Origin of the sequence: Streptomyces sp. NPDC050433 (genome assembly GCF_044458565.1) — a bacterium.
Lineage (GTDB): Bacteria > Actinomycetota > Actinomycetes > Streptomycetales > Streptomycetaceae > Streptomyces.
This window is the reverse complement of record NZ_JBITIB010000001.1, coordinates 344,420-365,898: the sequence shown is the minus strand read 5'-3', so window position 1 is coordinate 365,898 and position 21,479 is coordinate 344,420. Positions and strand designations below refer to the sequence as shown.

Below are 21,479 nucleotides of genomic sequence, written 5' to 3'. Positions count from 1 at the left end.
CCGGGCCCGCCGATACGCTACGGATCAGTAGCCGCACGCCGAGCCGCAGTAGTCAGATCCGCAGACCCGCAGGGAGCCGCATCCCCATGTCCGAGCCGGAAACCGCCCGCGGAACAGAGCCCAGCCACACCACCGCGGGCAAGCTCGCGGACCTCCAGCGCCGTATCGAGGAGGCCACGCACGCGGGCTCCGCGCGGGCGGTGGAGAAGCAGCACGCCAAGGGGAAACTGACCGCCCGTGAGCGGATCGACCTCCTTCTGGACGAGGGGTCGTTCGTCGAGCTGGACGAGTTCGCCCGGCACCGCTCCACCAATTTCGGCATCGAGAAGAACCGTCCGTACGGAGACGGCGTCGTGACCGGTTACGGCACGGTCGACGGCCGTCCGGTCTGCGTCTACTCGCAGGACTTCACGATCTTCGGCGGTTCGCTCGGCGAGGTCTACGGCGAGAAGATCGTCAAGGTCATGGACTTCGCGCTGAAGACCGGCTGCCCGATCGTCGGCATCAACGACGGCGGCGGCGCCCGTATCCAGGAGGGAGTCGTCGCGCTCGGCCTGTTCGCCGAGATCTTCCGCCGCAACGTGCACGCGTCGGGTGTCGTCCCCCAGATCAGCCTCATCGTCGGGCCGTGCGCGGGCGGCGCGGTCTACTCCCCCGCGATCACCGACTTCACGGTGATGGTCGACCAGACGTCGCACATGTTCATCACGGGACCGGACGTCATCAAGACGGTCACCGGTGAGGACGTCGGCTTCGAGGAGCTGGGCGGGGCGCGCACGCACAACACGACGTCGGGCGTCGCGCACCACATGGCGGGTGAGGAGAAGGACGCCGTCGAGTACGTGAAGTCGCTCCTGTCGTACCTGCCGTCGAACAACCTCTCCGAGCCGCCCGCCTTCCCGGAGGTCGCCGAACTCGCGCCCACGGCGGAGGACTTGGAGCTGGACACCCTCATCCCGGACTCGGCGAACCAGCCGTACGACATGCACTCCGCCATCGAGCATGTGCTGGACGACGCCGAATTCCTGGAGACGCAGGCGATGTTCGCGCCGAACATCATCACCGGCTTCGGCCGGGTCGAGGGCTATCCGGTCGGCATCGTCGCCAACCAGCCGATGCAGTTCGCGGGTTGTCTGGACATCAACGCCTCCGAAAAGGCCGCGCGGTTCGTGCGGACCTGCGACGCGTTCAACATCCCGGTCATCACCTTCGTCGACGTGCCGGGCTTCCTGCCGGGCGTCGACCAGGAGTACGGCGGCATCATCCGGCGCGGCGCCAAGCTCATCTACGCCTACGCGGAGGCGACCGTCCCGCTGATCACCGTGATCACCCGGAAGGCGTTCGGCGGCGCCTACGACGTCATGGGCTCGAAGCATCTGGGCGCCGACCTCAATCTGGCCTGGCCGACGGCGCAGATCGCGGTGATGGGGGCTCAGGGCGCGGTCAACATCCTGCACCGGCGTACGATCGCCGCGGCCGGCGACGAGACGGCCCAGGAGGCGACGCGCGCCGGCCTCATCGCGGAGTACGAGGACGCGCTGCTCAACCCGTACGTCGCGGCCGAACGCGGCTACGTCGACGCGATCATCATGCCGTCCGACACGCGGGCGCATCTGGTGAAGGGTCTGCGGCAGCTGCGTACGAAGCGGGAGAGCCTGCCCCCGAAGAAGCACGGCAACATCCCTCTTTAGGAGGGCGGAGCAGGAGACGGACCAGGAGGACGGAATGATCAAGGTCGTACGGGGCAACCCGACCCCGGAGGAGCTGGCCGCCGCACTCACGGTGGTCCGGGCCCGCGCGGCGGCCCACGCCGAGCCCGCGCCGGGCGCCGCGCCGCCCCCGCCGGGCTGGTCGGACCCGGCCCGTATCGCGCGCCGCGAGAGCCACCGCGCGGGCCCGCGGGCGTGGGCGCGCACGTACTGGCCGGGGTAGCTCGCACGGGCGGACGAGCGGACGCCTGAGTACGGGTACTCAGGCGTCCGGGCCGCCGCGCCCGCAGGATCGATGCCATGCTCTGGTCGGATCCGAGGAACGAACCTCCCAAGGACATGCGGGACGTGCAGGCGATGATGCGCCGCGCCGGCGTCGTCCTCGCGCTCGCGATGGTTCTCTGGATGATCGTCTCCGGCATCCGCTGATGCCTTCGGCCGCGTGCCCGGTCGGGCGTCGCGTCGTTGAGCGGGGCGTACGGGCCCGGTACCGCTCCGGGTGTGAGCCGCCCTCCCCGGAGAGTCCATGACTGTGTCCCAGGTGATCGTCGTCTCCCCGCCCGGCAGCGGCGCCCCGCTGCTGGCCGACCTCACGTCCGCGCTCGGCCACCTCTCGTACGGCACGATGAGCGCCACCCCCGCCTCCGGCGCCCGGCCGGCCCGCACCCCCGAACTCGTGGCGATGCGCCCGCTGCTGACGGCCGCTCACGGCGAGGAGGAGGCCGAACTGCTGCTCAAGCGCGGCGCCGAGGACCGGGCGGCACTCGACCGGGCCTTCCGGGAGGCGGCCGGCGCCCTGTGGCGGGTGTGGTGGATGCGGCTGGGCCAGCCGGTCGCCGTCGCCTCGCCCGTCGATCCCGGACTCGAAGGCCGGCTGGCGAGGCTGCCACAGGGCGAACTGCCCGGCCTGCTGCCGGGACGCGGCTGCTGGTACGTCGACAGCCTCGACCTGCGGCGGGCCGACACGGGCTTCCTGCGCGCCTGGCACCACGGCGGGCAGCCGCCGGTCGTCTTCCACCACCGGGACGTACGGGACCGGATCGTCAGTCAGATCCTGTCGCTGTCCCGGCCGGGCGACCCGGCCGGAGCCATGCCGGAGCAGCTCATCTACCGCGACATCGTCGGGGCGCTCCCGACGATGGAAGCGAAGATCACCTTCGCGCTGACGGATCCGGGCTTTCCGGGGATGGAGGAGGCCCGGCGCTGCCTGTGGCTGCTGCACCACCCGGCGGTGACGGTGATCACCCACGAGGACCTGGCCGGCCCCGCCAACGGGGGCACGGCGGCGGGCCGCGAGCGGGCCGTGACCCGGCTCCTGGAGGTCACCGGGCTGACCCCGTCCGCCGACGGCCCTGCCGACTCCGCCGAAGCCGCCAGTCAACCCGCCCGCGAGGACGCCGACTTGACGGTCGGTCAGTGGCGGGGGCTCTTCACGCCCGCCCATGAGCGGCTGCTCGACCGCCGCCACGGCGATCTGCTGACCACACCGGCCGCGGTGCGCCCGTCCGGCGGTTGAGCCGACGATCGACAAGACAGACTCCCGAGAACCGGCGCGAACCCGCGAATCACGCACCCCGGCCGGTGACTACCCTTCTCGTCATGACAGCTCAGCGCCGCCTCGTCCTCGCCTCCGCATCGCCCGCCCGTCTCGGACTGCTCAGGCAGGCCGGCCTCGCGCCCGAAGTGATCGTCAGCGGCGTCGACGAGGACGCGCTGTCGGCCGCCACACCCGCCGCCCTGGCGCGGGTGCTGGCCGAGGCCAAGGCCGCCGCCGTGGCCGCCCGTCCGGAGGCCTCCGGGGCGATGATCGTCGGCTGCGACTCGGTGCTCGAGCTGGACGGCGAGGCCCACGGCAAGCCCGGCGACGCCGAGGCCGCCACCGCGCGCTGGAAGGCGATGCGCGGCCGGTCGGGCGTACTCCAGAGCGGTCACTGCGTGATCGACACCGTGACGGGGCGCAGCGTGTCCGAGACCGCCTCGACCACGGTCCGGTTCGGCGAGCCGACGGACGCGGAGATCGCGGCGTACGTCGCGACGGGTGAACCTCTGCATGTGGCGGGGGCGTTCACGCTGGACGGGCTCTCGGCGCCGTTCGTCGACTCGATCGACGGCAACCACGGGAACGTACTGGGACTGTCGATGCCGCTGCTGCGCAAGCTCCTGGCAGCGCACGGCGTCGCGATCACCGATCTCTGGGCGTGAACGACCCCGCGTTCAGGCAGCCGACGGGCCGGTCCCGACCGGCGGCGACCCGGCCTCGGCAGCGGCTTCCTTCCGCTCGCCGTACCCGACCAGCGTCAGCACTATCAGACCCAGCACGACCATCATGAACAAGAACGCCGTCCAGCCCACGAGGCCGACCGCCAGCGCGCCGAGCACCCCGTGCAGGATCGCGGAGCTGATCAGCACGGGCCGTGCGACCCGGCCGAACCCGCGCCCGGTGATCGCCGCGCGCACCAACAGAGCGGCGCACACGACCAGATAGAGACCGAGCGCACCGCCCGCCGCCCAGGCCCCGGTGGACATGGCGGCCGGGTCGAGTCCGGCGAGTGACATCTGCTGGTTGTCGACGACGGTGGCCATCAGCCCGTTGACGAAAACGAAGCCGACCGCCTCCGCGAGCAGGACGATCGCGGCCACCCATGCCACCGGTCTGCGCACCATGGCACCCACCTCTTCCCCTGTTACCCCAAGTACGGACGGCATCGGGAAGGCTACTCACCGGTAAACCCCCGGACAAGGGCCTGGACAGAGGCAAAGAATCCGGCACGCGTTAGTGGGAACTCAACAAAGAATCACGAGACGCGCCGGGGCTCCCTGACAGAGACCTTGACCACATACGGCGATTACTGTGCGGTTTGTAGTCCCGGCGTACCCTGGCGTCACAAGGGATTTCGCGACTTGGGCGAGCCTCGGATCACACTCCGTGTGGGCAAGCTCACCATTGGGGACGGGTCGATCGGTCGTGTCGGTAGTCCCTAAACTCAGCTTGTTTCCAGGAGGGAGCCATCGTGCGCAAGGTGCTCATCGCCAATCGTGGCGAAATCGCTGTCCGTGTTGCTCGTGCGTGCCGGGACGCCGGGATCGGCTCGGTGGCTGTGTACGCGGACCCGGACCGGGACGCGTCGCATGTGCGGGCGGCCGACGAGGCGTTCGCGCTGGGTGGTGACACCCCCGCCGCCAGCTATCTGGACATGGCGAAGGTCCTCCACGCCGCCAAGGACTCCGGCGCGGACGCGATCCATCCGGGCTACGGATTCCTGTCGGAGAACGCGGAGTTCGCGCAGGCGGTCCTCGACGCGGGCCTGATCTGGATCGGCCCGCCGCCGCAGGCGATCCGCGATCTCGGCGACAAGGTCGCCGCCCGGCACATCGCCCAGCGCGCCGGTGCCCCGCTCGTCGCGGGCACCCCCGACCCCGTCTCGGGCGCCGACGAGGTCGTCGCGTTCGCCCGCGAGCACGGTCTGCCGATCGCCATCAAGGCGGCCTTCGGCGGCGGGGGACGCGGCCTGAAGGTCGCCCGCACCCTCGAAGAGGTCCCCGAGCTGTACGACTCCGCCGTCCGCGAGGCCGTGGCGGCGTTCGGGCGCGGCGAGTGCTTCGTCGAGCGCTACCTCGACAAGCCCCGCCATGTGGAGACCCAGTGCCTGGCCGACACCCACGGGAACGTGGTCGTCGTCTCCACCCGCGACTGCTCGCTCCAGCGCCGCCACCAGAAGCTGGTGGAGGAGGCCCCGGCGCCGTTCCTCACCCCGGCGCAGAACGAGAAGCTGTACGCGGCGTCGAAGGCGATCCTGAAAGAAGCCGGCTACGTCGGCGCCGGCACCGTCGAATTCCTCGTCGGCACCGACGGCACGATCTCCTTCCTGGAGGTCAACACCCGCCTCCAGGTGGAGCACCCGGTCACCGAGGAAGTCACCGGCATCGACCTCGTACGGGAGATGTTCCGTATCGCCGACGGCGAGAAGCTGGGCTACGACGACCCGCCGGTCCGCGGCCACTCGATCGAGTTCCGTATCAACGGCGAGGATCCGGGCCGCGGCTTCCTCCCCGCCCCCGGCACCGTCACGCTGTTCAGCCCGCCCACGGGTCCCGGTGTGCGCCTGGACGCGGGCGTGGAGACCGGCTCGGTCATCGGCCCGGCCTGGGACTCCCTGCTCGCGAAGCTGATCATCACCGGCTCCACCCGCGAGCAGGCGTTGCAGCGCGCCGCGCGTGCGCTGGGCGAGTTCCAGGTCGAGGGCATGGCCACCGCGATCCCCTTCCACCGGGCGGTCGTCACCGACCCGGCGTTCACCGCCGACCCGTTCACGATCCACACCCGCTGGATCGAGACCGAGTTCGTGAACACGATCCCCCCCTTCGCCACCCCCGCCGACGGCGACACCGACGACGAGCCCGGCCGCGAGACGGTCGTGGTCGAGGTCGGCGGCAAGCGCCTGGAGGTCTCGCTGCCCTCCAGCCTCGGCATGAGCCTGGCCCGCACGGGCCTGGCCGCCGGCGCCCGTCCCAAGCGCCGTGCCACGAAGAAGGCGGGCTCGGCGGCGTCCGGCGACACCCTCGCCTCGCCGATGCAGGGCACGATCGTGAAGGTGGCGGTCGAGGAAGGCCAGCAGGTCGAGGAGGGCGACCTGGTCGTCGTCCTGGAAGCGATGAAGATGGAACAGCCCCTGAACGCCCACCGGGCCGGCACGATCAAGGGCCTCACCGCCGAGATCGGCGCGTCGCTGACCTCGGGCGCCACGATCTGCGAGATCAAGGACTGATCACCCGCCGTACGCTCGTCGCAACACGGCCCCGCCGGGCACGACCGGCGGGGCCGTCGGCGTATACGAACCGCACCCCGTGAGTCGCGGTGGCATCCTTGAGGACCACCCCCCGTAACGACAGGAAGGACCGCGATGGCGAGCAGCGGTGTCGCGCCGCCCCGGCCCATGCGTGCCGACGCGCGGCGCAACTACGAGCGGGTGCTCCATGAGGCCCGTTCCGCCTTCGCCGAGCACGGCACGGACGCCTCACTGGAGGATGTCGCCCGCCGCGCCGGAGTCGGCATCGGCACGCTGTACCGGCACTTCCCCACCCGCCACGCCCTGCTGAACGCGGTCTTCCAGGAAGCGCTCGCCGATCTGCTCGACCGCTCGCGCGAACTCGCCGGCGCCGACCGCCCCTGCCATGCGCTGGTGGCCTGGCTGCGCGCGCTCATCACGCACGCGGGTGAGTACCGCGGTCTCTCCCGCGCGCTCATGTCGGCCTCGCACGACGCGAGTTCGGCCCTGACGCAGTGCAGCGCGGAGCTGCGTACGGCGGGCGAGCTGCTGCTCGTACGGGCGCAGGTGAGCGGGGCCGTACGGGCCGGCACATCCATCGACGACCTGATGCAGCTGACGAACGCCATCGCGCTCGCCGCCGAACAGGCGCCGGACGACCCGGAGTTGGCCGACCGGCTGCTCACGCTGACGCTGACCGGTCTGAAAGGCCCCCAGCAGAGCGGCAATGGCGAACACGCCGGGTGACCGGCCCGCCGCCGTACGGACGACCGCCGGGCCGCTGACGGCCCGCCGCCGTACGGTCAGCGGCGGCGCAGGTCCGCGACCCGCGCCCGCTCCCCCGGCTGCTCGGCGAGCGCCCCGGCGGACGCCGCCGCGCTGCGCAGCGGCTGCGGTCCCGGCCCGCCGCCGCCGTGCGTACGGCGCTGGCCCGGCAGCGACGTCTCCCGGCGGGGCTGGCGCCCCGGCGGGGCCGCCTCGCCGCCGCTGCCGGGACCGCCGGACCCCGATCCGGCGGCGCCCGCCACCGTGATCTGTACGCCCTGATCGGCGAGCGCCTGTAGTTCGGTTGCCGCACGGTCGTCGTGCGCCGGTGGGTCGTCGGTCACCAGCCGGGTGATCACGTCGGTCGGCACCGTCTGGAACATCGTGTCGGTGCCGAGCTTGGTGTGGTCGGCGAGCACCACGACCTCGGCCGCCGCCTGCACCAGCGCGCGGTCGACGCTGGCCGAGAGCATGTTGGAGGTGGACAGCCCGCGCTCCGCGGTGAGCCCGCTCCCGGACAGGAACGCGCGGGAGACCCGCAGCCCTTGGAGCGACTGCTCGGCACCACTGCCGACCAGCGCGTAGTTGGAGCCGCGCAGGGTGCCGCCGGTCATGACGACCTCGACCCGGTTGGCATGGGCCAACGCCTGTGCGACCAGCAGGGAGTTGGTGACGACGGTCAGTCCGGGGATCCGCGCGAGCCGGCGGGCCAGCTCCTGCGTGGTCGTACCGGCACCGACCACCACGGCCTCGCCTTCTTCGACGAGGCTCGCGGCGAGATCGGCGATGGCGGTCTTCTCCGCCGTGGCGAGATGGGATTTTTGCGGAAAGCCGGATTCTCGCGTGAATCCGCCCGGCAGTACCGCACCGCCGTGCCGGCGGTCGAGGAGTCCTTCGGCCTCCAACGCCCGCACGTCCCGCCGTACGGTCACTTCGGAGGTCTGGACGACGCGGGCGAGCTCACGGAGCGACACGGCTCCGTTGGCGCGCACCATTTCGAGGATTAACTGGCGACGTTCTGCAGCGAACACGAAACTGACAGTAACCCCAACAGGCGCCCGCTTTCAGCGGTTCACGCCGAAAAACGGAAGGTGTACGTGCGGGGCGCCGCCAAGTGGTATGGGAGCGCGTCCCCGTGGCCCGCGCACGCCCATGACCTGGGCCAACAGCCGTATCAGCCCTCGTCGTCGCTCTTGCGGCTGTGCAACTGCCGTGCCACTTCGGCGATCGAGCCCGACAGAGAGGGGTACACAGTGAAAGCGTTTGCGATCTGTTCGACGGTCATATTGTTGTCGACCGCGATCGAGATGGGGTGAATCAGCTCGCTGGCGCGCGGTGCCACGACCACGCCGCCGACGACGATCCCGGTTCCTGGCCGACAGAGAATTTTGACGAAACCGTCCCTGATGCCCTGCATCTTGGCGCGCGGGTTGCGCAGCAGCGGCAGCTTGACGACCCGCGCGTCGATCTTCCCGCTGTCCACGTCCGACTGGCTGTAGCCGACGGTCGCGATCTCCGGGTCGGTGAAGACATTGGACGAGACGGTCTTGAGGTTCAGCGGGGCGACCGCGTCGCCGAGGAAGTGGTACATCGCGATCCGGCCCTGCATCGCGGCGACCGAGGCGAGCGCGAAGATTCCGTTCACGTCGCCCGCCGCGTAGACGCCGGGAGCGGACGTACGCGACACCCGGTCGGTCCAGATGTGGCCCGAGTCCTTGACCCGGACCCCGGCCTCCTCCAGGCCCATGCCCTCGGCGTTCGGGATCGCGCCGACCGCCATCAGGCAGTGCGTGCCGGAGATGACCCGGCCGTCGGCGAGGGTCACCTCGACGCGGTCGCCGACGCGCTTGGCGGACGAGGCGCGGGAGCGCGACATCACGTTCATGCCGCGGCGCCGGAAGACGTCCTCCAGCACGGCGGCGGCGTCCGGGTCCTCGCCGGGCAGCACCCGGTCGCGGGAGGAGACGAGCGTGACGCGCGAGCCGAGCGCCTGGTAGGCACCGGCGAACTCGGCGCCGGTGACACCGGAGCCGACCACGATCAGCTCTTCGGGCAGCTCCGTGAGGTCGTACACCTGCGTCCAGTTGAGGATGCGCTCACCGTCCGGGAGCGCGTCGGGGATCTCGCGCGGGTGCGCGCCCGTCGCGATCAGCACGGCGTCGGCGGTCAGAGACTCCTCCGAGCCGTCCGCCGAGGTCACTATCACCTGACGGGAACCGTCGGTGGCCTGCCGGCCGTCGAGCCGGCCCCGGCCGCGCAGCACGCGGGCGCCGGCGCGGGTGACGGACGCGGTGATGTCGTGGGACTGGGCGAGCGCGAGGCGCTTGACCCGCCGGTTGACCTTGCCGAGGTCCACACCGACGACGCGGGCGGCCTGTTCGAGCGGCGGGGTGTCGTCGGCGACGATGATGCCCAGCTCCTCGTAGGAGGAGTCGAAGGTGGTCATCACCTCGGCCGTGGCGATGAGGGTCTTGGACGGTACGCAGTCGGTGAGCACCGAGGCCCCGCCGAGGCCGTCGCAGTCCACGACGCTCACCTCGGCGCCGAGCTGTGCGGCCACCAGGGCCGCCTCGTAGCCGCCGGGTCCGCCGCCGATGATCACGATCCGGGTCACGAAAAAGTCCGCCTCGCGTTGTCGACCCGACCCGTCTGCCGTCCCGGCCGGGAGTCCGGGGAGCCCCCGGAGGATGCAGTACGTACGCCATTGTCCCGCACTCTTCAAGCTGCTTCGCCCCAGGGTCCCTCCGCGCGGGCCCCGAACGGCGCGCGGACGGGCCGCGCCAGGCGGGGAGGGGCCGCGAACGGGCCGCGCCCACGGGATTCACCGGGCACGCGCGTCCCTCCCGTACTCTCGTCCCCATGTCGCTCTACGCCGCGTACGCCGGCAACCTCGACGCGCGGCTGATGTCCCGCCGCGCCCCGCACTCCCCGCTGCGCGGCACCGGCTGGCTCAACGGCTGGCGGCTCACCTTCGGCGGGGAGCAGATGGGCTGGGAGGGTGCGCTGGTCACCCTCGTGGAGGCACCCCGTTCGCAGGTCTTCGTCGCGCTGTACGACATCGCGCCGATGGACGAGGACTCGATGGACCGGTGGGAGGGCGTCGGTCTCGACATATACCGGCGGATGCGGGTGCGCGTGGACACCCTGGACGGCAAGGAACCGGCCTGGCTGTACGTCCTGAACGGGTACGAGGGCGGACTGCCTTCCGCGCGCTACCTCGGCGAGCTGGCCGAGGCGGCGGAGTCGGCCGGGGCACCGCACGACTATGTGATGGAACTGCGAAAGCGCGCGTGCTGAACCGGCACCCCACGCGCACGGTGACGGCCGTGAGAGCTGTCACACGCGGCTGACCGGCACATTTACCGGAAACGACAACACAACGATCCGAAGACCGTGCGGTCGATCATCTACGCGCGTAGGGCAGGAACGGTTACCCTCTTCCGCGTGAACGCATCTGTTATCCCGGCCACGGCCGACGGATCCGCCGACCCCTTCGCCGCCGCCACCGCCGCCGCGGTGCGCCTGCGCGAGCTCACCGGCGCCGAGACCCATGACGTGGCCCTGGTGATGGGCTCCGGCTGGGCACCCGCCGTCGCCGCGCTGGGAGCACCCGAGGCCGAATTCCCGGTGACCGAGCTGCCGGGCTTCCCCCCGCCGGTCGTCGCCGGCCACGGCGGGACGCTCCGCTCCTACGCGATCGCCGACAAGCGCGCGCTGGTCTTCCTGGGCCGTACGCACTACTACGAGGGCCGCGGCGTCGCGGCCGTCGCGCACGGTGTCCGTACGGCGGTCGCGGCCGGCTGCAAGACCGTCGTCCTGACGAACGGCTGCGGCGGGCTGCGCGAGGGCATGCGGCCCGGACAGCCGGTGCTGATCAGCGACCACATCAATCTGACGGCCGCGTCGCCGATCGTCGGCCCGAACTTCGTGGACCTCACCGACCTGTACTCGCCACGGCTGCGCGCGCTGTGCAAGGAGGTCGACCCCGGCCTCGAAGAGGGCGTGTACGTCCAGTTCACCGGCCCGCACTACGAGACGCCCGCCGAGATCAACATGGTCCGGGTGCTGGGCGGCGACCTGGTCGGCATGTCGACCGTGCTGGAGGCCATCGCCGCGCGTGAGGCGGGTGCGGAGGTGCTGGGCATCTCCCTGGTGACGAATCTGGCGGCGGGCCTGTCGGGCGAGCCGCTGAACCACGAGGAAGTCCTCCAGGCGGGCCGTGACTCGGCCACGCAGATGGGTGCCCTGCTGGCGCGGGTGCTTGAGCGCATCTGAGAGCTTGTCGCGTGAACTCCGAGCGGGCCCAGGAAGGAAAACCCACAGTGCAGCAAGACCTCATCGCGCGGGCCGAGGCGTGGCTGGCCGAGGACCCGGACAGCGACACGCGGGACGAGTTGCGGGCACTCATCGACGCCGCCGCCGGTGACCTGGACGCGCTCGCCGAACGGTTCAGCGGCACGCTCCAGTTCGGCACGGCCGGGCTCCGCGGCGAGCTGGGCGCCGGACCGATGCGGATGAACCGGTCGGTGGTCATCCGTGCCGCCGCCGGGCTGGCGGCGTACCTCAAGGCCACGGGCCAGGGCGGCGGCCTCGTCGTCATCGGCTACGACGCCCGCCACAAATCGGCCGACTTCGCGCGCGACACCGCCGCCGTGATGACCGGGGCGGGGCTGCGCGCCGCCGTACTGCCGCGTCCGCTGCCGACGCCGCTGCTGGCCTTCGCCATACGGCAGCTCGGCGCCGTGGCCGGGGTGGAGGTCACCGCCAGCCACAACCCGCCGCGCGACAACGGCTACAAGGTCTACCTCGGCGACGGCTCCCAGATCGTGCCTCCCATGGACGGCGACATCGCGGCCGAGATCGACGCGGTCGGTCCGCTGGACTCGGTGGCGCGCCCGGAGGGTGGCTGGCAGGTCCTCGGGGACGAGGTGCTGACGGCGTATCTGGAGCGCACGGACGCCGTTCTGAGCGCCGGTTCGCCCCGTACGGCGCGCGTCGTCCATACGGCGCTGCACGGCGTCGGTACCGAGACGCTGAACGCCGCGTTCGCGCGGGCCGGCTTCCCCGCGCCCGTGCCGGTGGCCGAACAGGCCGAGCCCGACCCGGACTTCCCCACGGTCGCGTTCCCGAACCCGGAGGAGCCGGGCGCGATGGACCTGGCGTTCGCGACGGCCCGCCGCGCGGCGCCCGACATCATCATCGCGAACGACCCGGACGCGGACCGCTGCGCGGTGGCCGTCCCCGACGCGGACGCCGAGAGCGGCTGGCGGATGCTGCGCGGCGACGAGGTGGGCGCGCTGCTGGCGGCGCATCTGGTGAACAAGGGCGCGACGGGTACGACGGGTGTCTTCGCCGAGTCGATCGTGTCGTCGTCGCTGCTCGGGCGGATCGCGGAGGCGGCGGGAATCGGATACGAGGAGACGCTCACCGGCTTCAAGTGGATCGCCCGCGTGGAGGGCCTGCGGTACGGCTACGAGGAAGCCCTCGGGTACTGCGTCGACCCTGACGGCGTACGCGACAAGGACGGCATCACGGCGGCGCTGCTCGTCGCGGAGCTGGCGTCGGAGCTGAAGGAGCAGGGCCGGGGTCTGCCGGACCTCCTGGACGACCTGGCGCTCGCGCACGGCCTGCACGCCACGGACCAGCTCTCGGCGCGCGTACAGGACCTGTCCCTGATCACGCGGGCGATGGGCCGCCTGCGCGACCACCCGCCGGTGGCCCTGGCGGGCCTGTCGGTCGTCTCGGCCGAGGACCTGTCGGAGGGCGCGACGGGCCTCCCGCCGACGGACGGCCTGCGCTACCACCTGGACGGCACGTACCGCGCCCGCGTGATCGTCCGCCCGAGCGGCACGGAACCGAAGCTCAAGTGCTACCTGGAGGCGGTGATCCCGGTCGCCGACGCGAGCGACCTGCCGTCGGCGCGAACGCGGGGTGCGGAGCTGCTGACGTCCCTGAAGCGGGATCTGGCGGAGGCGGCGGGTATCTGAGGGGCGGGCCGGTCGGGCCGCCCGTGTCCCTGGCGGGCGTCCGCCCTTCGGCCCGTTCACCGGAGGGCCGTGGCCGTGTCCACGAAGTGGCGTCGTCCGCCCGATCGCACCGGAGACCCGGCCCGGCGTTCACGGACCGCGGCTCCGACAACGCGGGGGCCTCCCGTGCCCGGAGGGGCTACGAGAGCGTGCGTGCCCGGGACCGCGAGCCCGGCAAGATCAGCGAGACGCCCCCCTACAGCCACCCGGCACCTCGGGACGCGAGACCCGCCCGCGAGGCGGGCCCGGTGCCCGGCACGCTCCCTGCCGCCGGGCCGCCCAGACGTCCAGCCGGGCATCGGACGGTTGAACCCCTCGGGCCCTTGACGGCAGGACATGGCGCCGCCCTTGCGGCGCGGGCTCGCGACCCCGAGTCCGGCGACCCCCGCCGGGCGCCGGCCCGGCCGCGCGTCAGCCCGTCGCGAGCAGCACGATCAGGACCACCAGGCCCGCCAAGGCCGGGCCCATCACCTCGTACGCCCAGCGCACCTGGGGCTCCCCCTGGGCCGTGGGACGTGACGCGCAGCGTTCCGCCTGGTCGCGCAGGCCAGCGACCGTGTGGTCCGCGTCGGCCGTCCGGGCGTGCGAGTCCGTCACATCGGCGTTCACCGACGTCCGGCTGTGCGGGTCGTCGTGCGCGTTCTGCGCCTGCCGCCGCGCCGCGCGCTTGCGCTTGCGCAGCGAGACCGGCACCGCCCAGAGCTGGTACTTCGCGCCGTCCTTGGTGAGCACCTCGCTCGAATACCCGGCCCTTACGTCGTCCACGGACGCCCACGGCACGACGATGCTGCGGAACGGGTTCCTGACCCGCAGCCGGTCGTCGTCGGCGAACACCGCCGGCCGGATGGTGAAGGCCACCACGAGCGGCACGGCGAGCAGCAGGCCCGCGAGCGCGAGCCACGGCGTCCTGCCCTCGCCCCGGACCACCGCGTCGATCCCGATCCACGCGCCGAGCGCGAGCAGCAGCGCACCGCCCGCGATACCGGCGGGCGACCGGAAGACGCGCTCTGCGTAGGCCGGCTCGGAGGACTGATCGGGACTCTTCATGCTTTCGATTCTGCCGTACGCCGCCGACAGTCCGGAGCCGACCACCGAGCTGGGCCCCGTACGGCACGGCCCGGACCGGCCTGCTCGCCGCTTCCCCACCGCCTGCTCGCCGCGGAACCGGCGCTGAGAGACAATTGCGGTACGGGCTCGTGGCAGGATCCCGGTCGATTGGCAGGCGAGTGCATGACCGTGAACGGACGACGTGACACACAAGGTCCGCTGCCGACGGGAGCACGATCGCCGACGGATCGTCTGCGGCTGCTCGCGACGGTGGGGGACGAGGCGTCCGAGACGGATGCGCTGCGCTGCGCGCTGCACCACGCGGTCGCCGGCCTCGGCGGACCGGGCGGGATGGTGCACCTGCGGAGCCCGTGGCAGGGCGCCGGGCTGCGCCTGGTCCTCACCGACGGCCTGCCCCCGGCCGGTACGAAGGGGTGGCAGGACCTGTCCGGCAAGGAGACGACGGTCCCGGCCAGTGCCGCGCTGGGCAGGGCGTATGTATGGCGGCCCGCGCCCGCTTTCGCCGAACAGCCGCCCTCCGGTCGCGGCCCGGCCGCCGCGGGGACACCGGACGGCTCCAGGCCTTCCGCGAGCCATGAAGACGCCGCTCTGGGCGTGCTCGCCACCTGCGGTATGGCCTCCGTACCACTGCTCGCGCCGACCGCACCGCACGGCCCGATCGGCGTGCTCTCGGTGCTGACGCCCACCGGCGAGGCGCCGACCGCCGAGCAGCGCGCCTTCCTTGAGGAGGTGGCCCGCTGGGCCGCCGGGCGTCTGGCGCGCTCTCTCGCGGCCCCGCGCGGCGCGAACCCCGAGTTGCGGCCGGAGCGGCCGGGCGGCTCCCATCTGCGGCAGGCCCTCAAGGCTGTCAGGGTGGGCGCCTGGGACTGGAACATCCAGACGGGTGAGCTGAACTGGGACGAGTCGGCTATGACGGTGCTCGGCGTCGACCCGGCCACCTTCGATCACCGTATCGAGACATGGCTCGATCTGGTCCATCCCGAGGATCTGCCCTGGGTGATGGTCGACACCGACGAAGCGATCCGCACCCGGAGCGTGTACGGCGTCGAGTACCGCGTGCGCCGCCCGGACGGGACGTCCGGCTGGGCCCAGGCACGCGGCCGGGTGATCCTCGACGAGGACGGGGAGCCGTTCCACATGGTCGGCACGGTGTGGGACACGACGCAGACCCATGCCGCCCGCGAATCCGTGGACCACGCTCTGCGGCACATGAGCGACGGGTTCCTCGCGGTCGACGCCGACTGGCGGATCACTTACATCAACATCGAGGCCACGCGCGCGCTCGGCTACTCGGGCGAAGTGCTCGGCCGGGTGCTCTGGGACATCCCCTTCGCCCGCGCGCCCGCTCTTGCGGACCGTTGCAGGCAGGCCGTCGCGGATCACCGGCCGGTCGGGCTCGACGTCCAGTCACCGGCCAACCAGCGCTGGTACCACCTGCGTCTTGTCCCTGTACCCGGAGGCCTCACCGTCTACCTCACCGACGTCACCGAGAAGCGGGAGCGGGAGGCGGAGCGTACGACCACGGATCGGGCCACCGCCGAACGGGCCACCCGCATCGCCGAGTTGACCACGGCACTCGCGGAAGCGCTCACCACCGAGGACGTGGTGGAGGCCGTCGCCCAGCATGTCATCCAGCCGTTCCGCGCCACCGGCATGGTCGTCGTGGCCGTTGAGGGCGATCACAAGCGGCTGGTCGGCTCGGTCGGATACACGGCCGAGGACCTCGAAAGGATTCTCTCCTTCCCGCTCACCACGACCACGCCCATGTCGGACGTGCTCACCAGCCGCGCCCCCATGTTCATCGCCTCCGTGGCGGAGCTGAAGATGCGCTACCCCTCACTGGCCGATGTCCCCACCCCCGGGCGTCAGGCATGGGCCTTCCTGCCGCTGATCGCCTCGGGCCGGTCCACCGGCTGCTGCGTCATCTCCTTCGACAAGCCGCGGCTGCTCACCGAGGAGGAGCGCACCCTGCTCGTCGCACTGAGCGGGCTCTTCGCGCAGGCCCTGGAGCGGGCCCGGCTGTACGACTCCGAGCATCTGCGGGCCAAGGAACTTCAGCGCGGTCTGCTCCCCCGGCACCTGCCCTCGCCGCCCGCCGCCAGCGCCGCCGCCCGCTATCTGCCTTCCGACCGGCGCCTGGACGTGGGCGGTGACTGGTACGACCTGATACCGCTGTCGGCCGAGCGGGTCGCCCTGGTCATCGGTGACGTGATGGGGCACGGGCTGTCCGAGGCGGCGACCATGGGACGGCTGCGGACGGCCGTACGCACGCTCGCTGATCTCGAACTGCCGCCCGACGAGATCCTCGGCCACCTCAACGATCTCGTCAGTGACCTCGGCGACGACTTCTACGCGACCTGCCTCTACGCGGTGTACGACCCCACCACTCACGTCTGCGTCTTCGCGAGCGCCGGCCATATTCCGCCGGTCGTCGTCCACCCCGACCACACGGTGCACGTTCCGGAGATCCCCACCAACTCGCCTCTCGGCGCCGCTTCGCCGCCCTTCGACACCGTCGAGCTGGCGATGCCCGAGGGCAGCCTGCTGGCCCTGTTCACCGACGGGCTGGTGGAAGGCGCCGAGCGGGACATCGATCGCGGTCGGGACGAGTTGGCCCGTGTGCTCGCCGCCGCCGTACGCGCGGACGGCGACCTGAGCCTGGACCAGCTGTGCGACACCGTCGTCTCCGCGATGCTGCCCACCGGTGCGCAGACCGGGCAGACCGCGGACGACGCCGTCCTGTTCATCGCCCGGCTGCGCCGGCTGGCCGCCCAGGACATCGCCACCTGGCAGCTGCCGCAGGATCCGCTCGCCGCGGGCCAGGCGCGGGAGCACATCCGTACCCAGCTCGACGCCTGGCACCTCGACAATCTCGTCATGACCACGGAACTGCTCGCCAGCGAGCTGGTCAGCAATGTCATAAGGCACGCGCAGGGCCCGGTGGGGCTGCGGCTGCTGCGCGGCCGGACCCTGGTGTGCGAGGTCTCGGACGGCAGCCTCACCACACCGCACGTCCGCCGCGCCTCCGCCACCGACGAGAACGGGCGCGGTCTGCAGCTCGTGTCCGCCCTCGCACAGCGCTGGGGCGCCCGTTACACCGCGGCGGGCAAGTCCATCTGGACCGAGCAGCCGCTGCCTGCCGACCCGCCTGACACCCCTCCCGTCGCCGACTGACCGCCCGCGCCTCCTTGAGGAGGCGATGCGGAAGGCCGACCCCCTGTACATGCCGCTACGCGCGTAGATATGCTCATGTGGTGACCATGCCCACGACTGCACCCTCGCCCACAGGCTCCGCCGTGGGCGGTGCCCCCCTCGCCGACGTGACCGCGTCCGACCGCTCGCTGCGCCGGTTCCTCCACGGACTGCCCGGCGTCGACGCCGTCGGCCTGGAGGCGCGCGCCGCCTCGCTCGGTACGCGCTCGATCAAGACGACGGCCAAGGCGTACGCCATCGACCTGGCCATCTCGATGATCGACCTGACGACCCTCGAAGGCGCCGACACCGCCGGCAAGGTCCGGTCGCTCGCCGCCAAGGCCCTGCACCCGGACCCGACCGACCGCACCGTCCCGAGGCCGGCCGCGCTCTGCGTCTACCCGGACATGGTGGAGACCGCCGTCGCCGCGCTGGCCGGGAGCGAGGTGAAGGTCGCCTCCGTCGCGACCGCCTTCCCGGCCGGCCGTACCGCCCTGGCCGTGAAGCTCGCGGACGTACGGGACGCCGTCGCCGCCGGCGCCGACGAGGTCGACATGGTGATCGACCGCGGCGCGTTCCTCGCGGGCCACTATCTGAAGGTCTACGAGGAGATCGTGGCCGTGAAGGCCGAGTGCGGCGCCGCCCGTCTCAAGGTGATCTTCGAGACCGGCGAGCTGTCCACGTACGACAACATCCGCCGCGCCTCCTGGCTCGGCATGGTCGCCGGCGCGGACTTCATCAAGACGTCGACCGGCAAGGTCGCCGTCAACGCCACCCCCGCCAACACGCTGCTGATGCTGGAGGCCGTACGCGACTTCCGTGCCCAGACCGGCGTCCAGGTCGGTGTGAAGCCCGCCGGCGGCATCCGTACCAGCAAGGACGCGATCAAGTTCCTCGTGCTGGTCAACGAGACCGCGGGCGATGACTGGCTGGACAACCACTGGTTCCGGTTCGGCGCCTCCAGCCTCCTCAACGATCTGCTGATGCAGCGCCAGAAGCTGGCCACCGGCCGCTACTCCGGCCCCGACTACGTCACGGTGGACTGATACACGATGGCTTTCGAATACGCACCGGCCCCCGAGTCCCGCTCGGTCGTCGACATCGCACCGAGCTACGGCCTGTTCATCGACGGCGAGTTCACCGACGCCGCCGACGGCAAGGTCTTCAAGACGGTCAGCCCTTCTACGGAGGAGGTGCTGTCCGAGGTCGCGCAGGCGGGCGCCGAGGACGTCGACCGGGCCGTGAAGGCGGCCCGTAAGGCATTCACGAAGTGGTCGGCGCTGCCGGGCGCCGAGCGCGCCAAGTACCTCTTCCGGATCGCCCGGATCATCCAGGAGCGCTCGCGCGAACTGGCCGTCCTGGAGACCCTGGACAACGGCAAGCCGATCCGCGAGACCCGCGACGCCGACCTCCCGCTGGTCGCGGCGCACTTCTTCTACTACGCCGGCTGGGCCGACAAGCTCGACCACGCCGGGTTCGGCCGGAGGACGACAGAAGGGCACAGCGGCACGGCCCCGCGCCCCCTCGGCGTCGCCGGCCAGGTCATCCCGTGGAACTTCCCACTGCTGATGCTCGCGTGGAAGATCGCCCCGGCGCTCGCCACCGGCAACACGGTGGTCCTGAAGCCCGCCGAGACCACCCCGCTCAGTGCCCTGTTCTTCGCGGACATCTGCCGCCAGGCCGGTCTCCCGCGCGGCGTCGTCAACATCCTTCCCGGATACGGCGACACGGGCGCCGCCCTCGTCGCGCACGAGGACATCGACAAGGTCGCCTTCACCGGTTCGACCGCCGTCGGCAAGGCCATCGCCCGGCAGGTCGCGGGCACGGACAAGAAGGTCACGCTCGAACTCGGCGGCAAGGGCGCCAACATCGTCTTCGACGACGCCCCGATCGACCAGGCCGTCGAAGGCATCGTCACCGGCATCTTCTTCAACCAGGGCCAGGTCTGCTGCGCCGGATCGCGCCTGCTGGTCCAGGAGTCGGTCCAGGAGGAGCTGCTGGACTCGCTCAAGCGCCGGCTGTCCACCTTGCGTATCGGCGACCCGCTGGACAAGAACACCGATCTCGGCGCGATCAACTCCGCCGAGCAGCTGGCCCGGATCAGGACGCTCGCCGACGCGGGTGAGGCCGAGGGCGCCGAGCGCTGGTCGCCGGAGTGCGAACTCCCCTCGTCCGGCTACTGGTTCGCGCCGACCCTCTTCACCAACGTCACGCAGGCGCACACCGTCGCGCGCGACGAGATCTTCGGCCCGGTGCTCTCCGTGCTGACCTTCCGCACGCCGGACGAGGCGGTCGCCAAGGCCAACAACACGCAGTACGGCCTCTCCGCCGGCATCTGGACGGAGAAGGGCTCCCGCATCCTGGCCGTCGCGAACAAGCTGCGCGCGGGCGTGGTGTGGGCCAACACGTTCAACAAGTTCGACCCGACCTCGCCCTTCGGCGGCTACAAGGAGTCGGGCTACGGCCGCGAGGGCGGTCGCCACGGCCTGGAGGCGTATCTCGATGTCTGAGTCCGAGCGACTGTCAGTCTTCAAGACCTACAAGCTGTACGTCGGGGGCAAGTTCCCCCGCTCCGAGAGCGGCCGGGTGTACGAGGTGACGGACTCCAAGGGCCGGTGGCTCGCCAACGCGCCGCGGTCCTCCCGCAAGGACGCCCGTGACGCGGTCGTGGCCGCCCGCAAGGCGTTCGGCGGCTGGTCGGGCGCCACCGCGTACAACAGGGGCCAGGTGCTCTACCGCGTCGCCGAGATGCTGGAGGGCCGCCGGGACCAGTTCACGGCCGAGGTGGCCGCATCCGAGGGCATCTCGAAGACCAAGGCGGCGGCCGTCGTGGCCGCGACCGTCGACCGGTGGGTCTGGTACGCGGGCTGGACGGACAAGATCGGCCAGGTGACCGGCGGCGCCAACCCGGTGGCGGGACCGTTCTTCAACCTGTCGACGCCCGAGCCCGCCGGCGTCGTGACGGTCCTCGCCCCGCAGGACTCCTCGTTCCTCGGCCTGGTCTCGGTCGTCGCCCCGGTGATCGCCACCGGCAACACGGCGGTCGTCGTGGCGAGCGAACGCTCCCCGCTGCCCGCCCTGTCGCTCGGTGAGGTGCTGGCCACCTCCGACCTGCCGGGCGGCGTCGTCAACGTCCTCTCGGGCCGTACGGCGGAGCTGGCCACGCCCCTCGCGTCGCACCAGGACGTCAACGGCATCGACCTGTACGGCGCCGACGAGACGCTGGCCAAGGAGCTGGAGATCGCGGCGGCGGACAACCTCAAGCGGGTGCTTCGCCCGCACCCGGTGGACTTCTCCGCCGACCCCGGCACGAGCCGCCTGACGGCTTTCCTGGAGACGAAGACCGTCTGGCACCCTACGGGCAGCCTGGGCGCGTCCGGCTCCGGCTACTGAGCCGTCCCCGCGCTCGCCTCTGTAAGGAGGAGGCCCGGCCGTCATCGTGACGGCCGGGCCTCCTTACGTATACGTACGCGGACACGCGCCCGCGCTCAGCCGGGCAGCAGCCCCACCACCGGTCCGACCAGCGGCAGGTCCTCCAGCCCGCCGCCCTGGGTGACGGAGTCCGTCACAGCGGCCGTGGACAGCGGCTTGAAGTCGGCGATCTGTGTGCCGACCGCGTTGTCCAGCGGGTCGACGCCCGTCTTGGCCAGCGGGTTCAGCTGAAGGCTCTTGACCGGCCCGATGCCACCGGCCAGGGTGTGGCCGAGCGCGCCCGTGAGACCCGCACCGGCCGCCGCACCGGCTTCGGCGAGCGCGCTGTCCTGGTCCGACGCGGGCACGGGCGCGGCGGGCGCCGCCTGCGCCGCCGTGCCGCCGAGCCCGATCGCCGCACCCGCCGCGGTGAGCGTCAGCCCGGCGCGCAGCAGTGCGCGGTGCCGGGCGGTGGGAGCTGTATGACGTGCCATGGGATTCCTGCCTGGGCGAGGGTTCGAGTAATCGGGATGACACGCACA

20 protein-coding genes are annotated in these 21,479 nt (G+C 71.7%); 15 read left to right on the top strand and 5 right to left on the bottom strand.

Annotated features, from left to right (window positions below; all coding sequences use genetic code 11):
* The first annotated feature begins 86 nt into the window (after window positions 1-86).
* From ACIBLA_RS01745 to ACIBLA_RS01725, 5 genes are all read left to right on the top strand, one after another.
* Window positions 87-1,691: an acyl-CoA carboxylase subunit beta gene (locus ACIBLA_RS01745; RefSeq protein ID WP_399197508.1), complete on the top strand. Its 1,605-nt coding sequence runs from the start codon at window positions 87-89 to the stop codon at window positions 1,689-1,691.
* Between the two features lie 34 nt (window positions 1,692-1,725).
* Window positions 1,726-1,932 carry an acyl-CoA carboxylase subunit epsilon gene (locus ACIBLA_RS01740; RefSeq protein WP_399197507.1) on the top strand — a complete coding sequence of 69 codons (207 nt, stop codon included), beginning with the start codon at window positions 1,726-1,728 and terminating at the stop codon, window positions 1,930-1,932.
* Window positions 1,933-2,009: 77 nt separating this feature from the next.
* Window positions 2,010-2,138, top strand: coding sequence for a morphogenic membrane protein MmpB (mmpB, locus tag ACIBLA_RS01735; protein ID WP_363246296.1), 129 nt, complete (start codon window positions 2,010-2,012; stop codon window positions 2,136-2,138).
* Between the two features lie 97 nt (window positions 2,139-2,235).
* Window positions 2,236-3,225 (top strand): hypothetical protein, encoded by a 990-nt coding sequence (locus ACIBLA_RS01730; protein WP_363246295.1) that lies wholly within the window; start codon window positions 2,236-2,238, stop codon window positions 3,223-3,225.
* 83 nt (window positions 3,226-3,308) lie between these two features.
* On the top strand, window positions 3,309-3,911 hold the full coding sequence (locus tag ACIBLA_RS01725) for a nucleoside triphosphate pyrophosphatase (protein ID WP_363246294.1): 603 nt from the start codon (window positions 3,309-3,311) through the stop codon (window positions 3,909-3,911).
* A 12-nt stretch (window positions 3,912-3,923) separates the two neighbouring features.
* Here ACIBLA_RS01725 and ACIBLA_RS01720 read toward each other — a convergent pair whose 3' ends face one another.
* On the bottom strand, window positions 3,924-4,373 hold the full coding sequence (locus ACIBLA_RS01720; protein WP_363246293.1) for a hypothetical protein: 450 nt from the start codon (window positions 4,371-4,373) through the stop codon (window positions 3,924-3,926).
* A gap of 347 nt (window positions 4,374-4,720) precedes the next feature.
* Here ACIBLA_RS01720 and ACIBLA_RS01715 point away from each other — a divergent pair, with 347 nt between their 5' ends.
* Window positions 4,721-6,475 carry an acetyl/propionyl/methylcrotonyl-CoA carboxylase subunit alpha gene (locus ACIBLA_RS01715; protein ID WP_363246292.1) on the top strand — a complete coding sequence of 585 codons (1,755 nt, stop codon included), beginning with the start codon at window positions 4,721-4,723 and terminating at the stop codon, window positions 6,473-6,475.
* Between the two features lie 135 nt (window positions 6,476-6,610).
* Window positions 6,611-7,222: a helix-turn-helix domain-containing protein gene (locus ACIBLA_RS01710; protein ID WP_363246291.1), complete on the top strand. Its 612-nt coding sequence runs from the start codon at window positions 6,611-6,613 to the stop codon at window positions 7,220-7,222.
* Window positions 7,223-7,278: 56 nt separating this feature from the next.
* Here the strand turns inward: ACIBLA_RS01710 and ACIBLA_RS01705 are convergent, their stop codons facing one another.
* Window positions 7,279-8,271, bottom strand: a complete 993-nt coding sequence (locus ACIBLA_RS01705) for a DeoR/GlpR family DNA-binding transcription regulator (RefSeq protein ID WP_363246290.1) — start codon at window positions 8,269-8,271, stop codon at window positions 7,279-7,281.
* A 143-nt stretch (window positions 8,272-8,414) separates the two neighbouring features.
* Window positions 8,415-9,854 carry an NAD(P)H-quinone dehydrogenase gene (locus ACIBLA_RS01700; RefSeq protein WP_399197506.1) on the bottom strand — a complete coding sequence of 480 codons (1,440 nt, stop codon included), beginning with the start codon at window positions 9,852-9,854 and terminating at the stop codon, window positions 8,415-8,417.
* 245 nt (window positions 9,855-10,099) lie between these two features.
* Here ACIBLA_RS01700 and ACIBLA_RS01695 point away from each other — a divergent pair, with 245 nt between their 5' ends.
* The 3 genes from ACIBLA_RS01695 (at window position 10,100) to ACIBLA_RS01685 (ending at window position 13,227) form a co-directional block, all read left to right on the top strand.
* Window positions 10,100-10,537, top strand: coding sequence for a gamma-glutamylcyclotransferase (locus ACIBLA_RS01695; protein ID WP_031229841.1), 438 nt, complete (start codon window positions 10,100-10,102; stop codon window positions 10,535-10,537).
* A 147-nt stretch (window positions 10,538-10,684) separates the two neighbouring features.
* Window positions 10,685-11,515, top strand: a complete 831-nt coding sequence (locus ACIBLA_RS01690; RefSeq protein ID WP_363246289.1) for a purine-nucleoside phosphorylase — start codon at window positions 10,685-10,687, stop codon at window positions 11,513-11,515.
* A gap of 47 nt (window positions 11,516-11,562) precedes the next feature.
* Complete coding sequence (locus tag ACIBLA_RS01685; RefSeq protein WP_399197505.1) at window positions 11,563-13,227, top strand: phospho-sugar mutase; 1,665 nt, start codon at window positions 11,563-11,565, stop codon at window positions 13,225-13,227.
* A 450-nt stretch (window positions 13,228-13,677) separates the two neighbouring features.
* Here ACIBLA_RS01685 and ACIBLA_RS01680 read toward each other — a convergent pair whose 3' ends face one another.
* Complete coding sequence (locus ACIBLA_RS01680; RefSeq protein WP_399197504.1) at window positions 13,678-14,313, bottom strand: PH domain-containing protein; 636 nt, start codon at window positions 14,311-14,313, stop codon at window positions 13,678-13,680.
* On the opposite strand from ACIBLA_RS01680, the gene ACIBLA_RS01675 reads away from it, so the two are divergent.
* The 5 genes from ACIBLA_RS01675 to ACIBLA_RS01655 all read left to right on the top strand — a co-directional run bounded on the left by ACIBLA_RS01675 (window position 14,312) and on the right by ACIBLA_RS01655 (window position 20,919).
* Window positions 14,312-14,440, top strand: coding sequence for a hypothetical protein (locus tag ACIBLA_RS01675; RefSeq protein ID WP_363246286.1), 129 nt, complete (start codon window positions 14,312-14,314; stop codon window positions 14,438-14,440). The two genes, ACIBLA_RS01680 and ACIBLA_RS01675, sit on opposite strands and share 2 nt — an antisense overlap.
* Before the next feature lie 56 nt (window positions 14,441-14,496).
* Window positions 14,497-17,508, top strand: coding sequence for a SpoIIE family protein phosphatase (locus ACIBLA_RS01670; RefSeq protein WP_399197503.1), 3,012 nt, complete (start codon window positions 14,497-14,499; stop codon window positions 17,506-17,508).
* An 86-nt stretch (window positions 17,509-17,594) separates the two neighbouring features.
* Window positions 17,595-18,572 (top strand): deoxyribose-phosphate aldolase, encoded by a 978-nt coding sequence (gene deoC / locus ACIBLA_RS01665; protein WP_399197502.1) that lies wholly within the window; start codon window positions 17,595-17,597, stop codon window positions 18,570-18,572.
* Window positions 18,573-18,578: 6 nt separating this feature from the next.
* The gene (locus ACIBLA_RS01660; RefSeq protein ID WP_363246283.1) at window positions 18,579-20,036 is read left to right on the top strand and encodes an aldehyde dehydrogenase family protein; all 1,458 of its coding nucleotides are present in this window, start codon (window positions 18,579-18,581) and stop codon (window positions 20,034-20,036) included.
* Window positions 20,029-20,919 (top strand): aldehyde dehydrogenase family protein, encoded by an 891-nt coding sequence (locus ACIBLA_RS01655; protein ID WP_399197501.1) that lies wholly within the window; start codon window positions 20,029-20,031, stop codon window positions 20,917-20,919. The genes ACIBLA_RS01660 and ACIBLA_RS01655 overlap by 8 nt, the downstream gene beginning before the upstream one ends.
* 95 nt (window positions 20,920-21,014) lie before the next feature.
* Here ACIBLA_RS01655 and ACIBLA_RS01650 read toward each other — a convergent pair whose 3' ends face one another.
* Entirely contained in the window at window positions 21,015-21,431 is a 417-nt protein-coding gene (locus ACIBLA_RS01650) for a hypothetical protein (protein WP_363246281.1), read from the bottom strand.
* Window positions 21,432-21,479 lie beyond the last annotated feature (48 nt).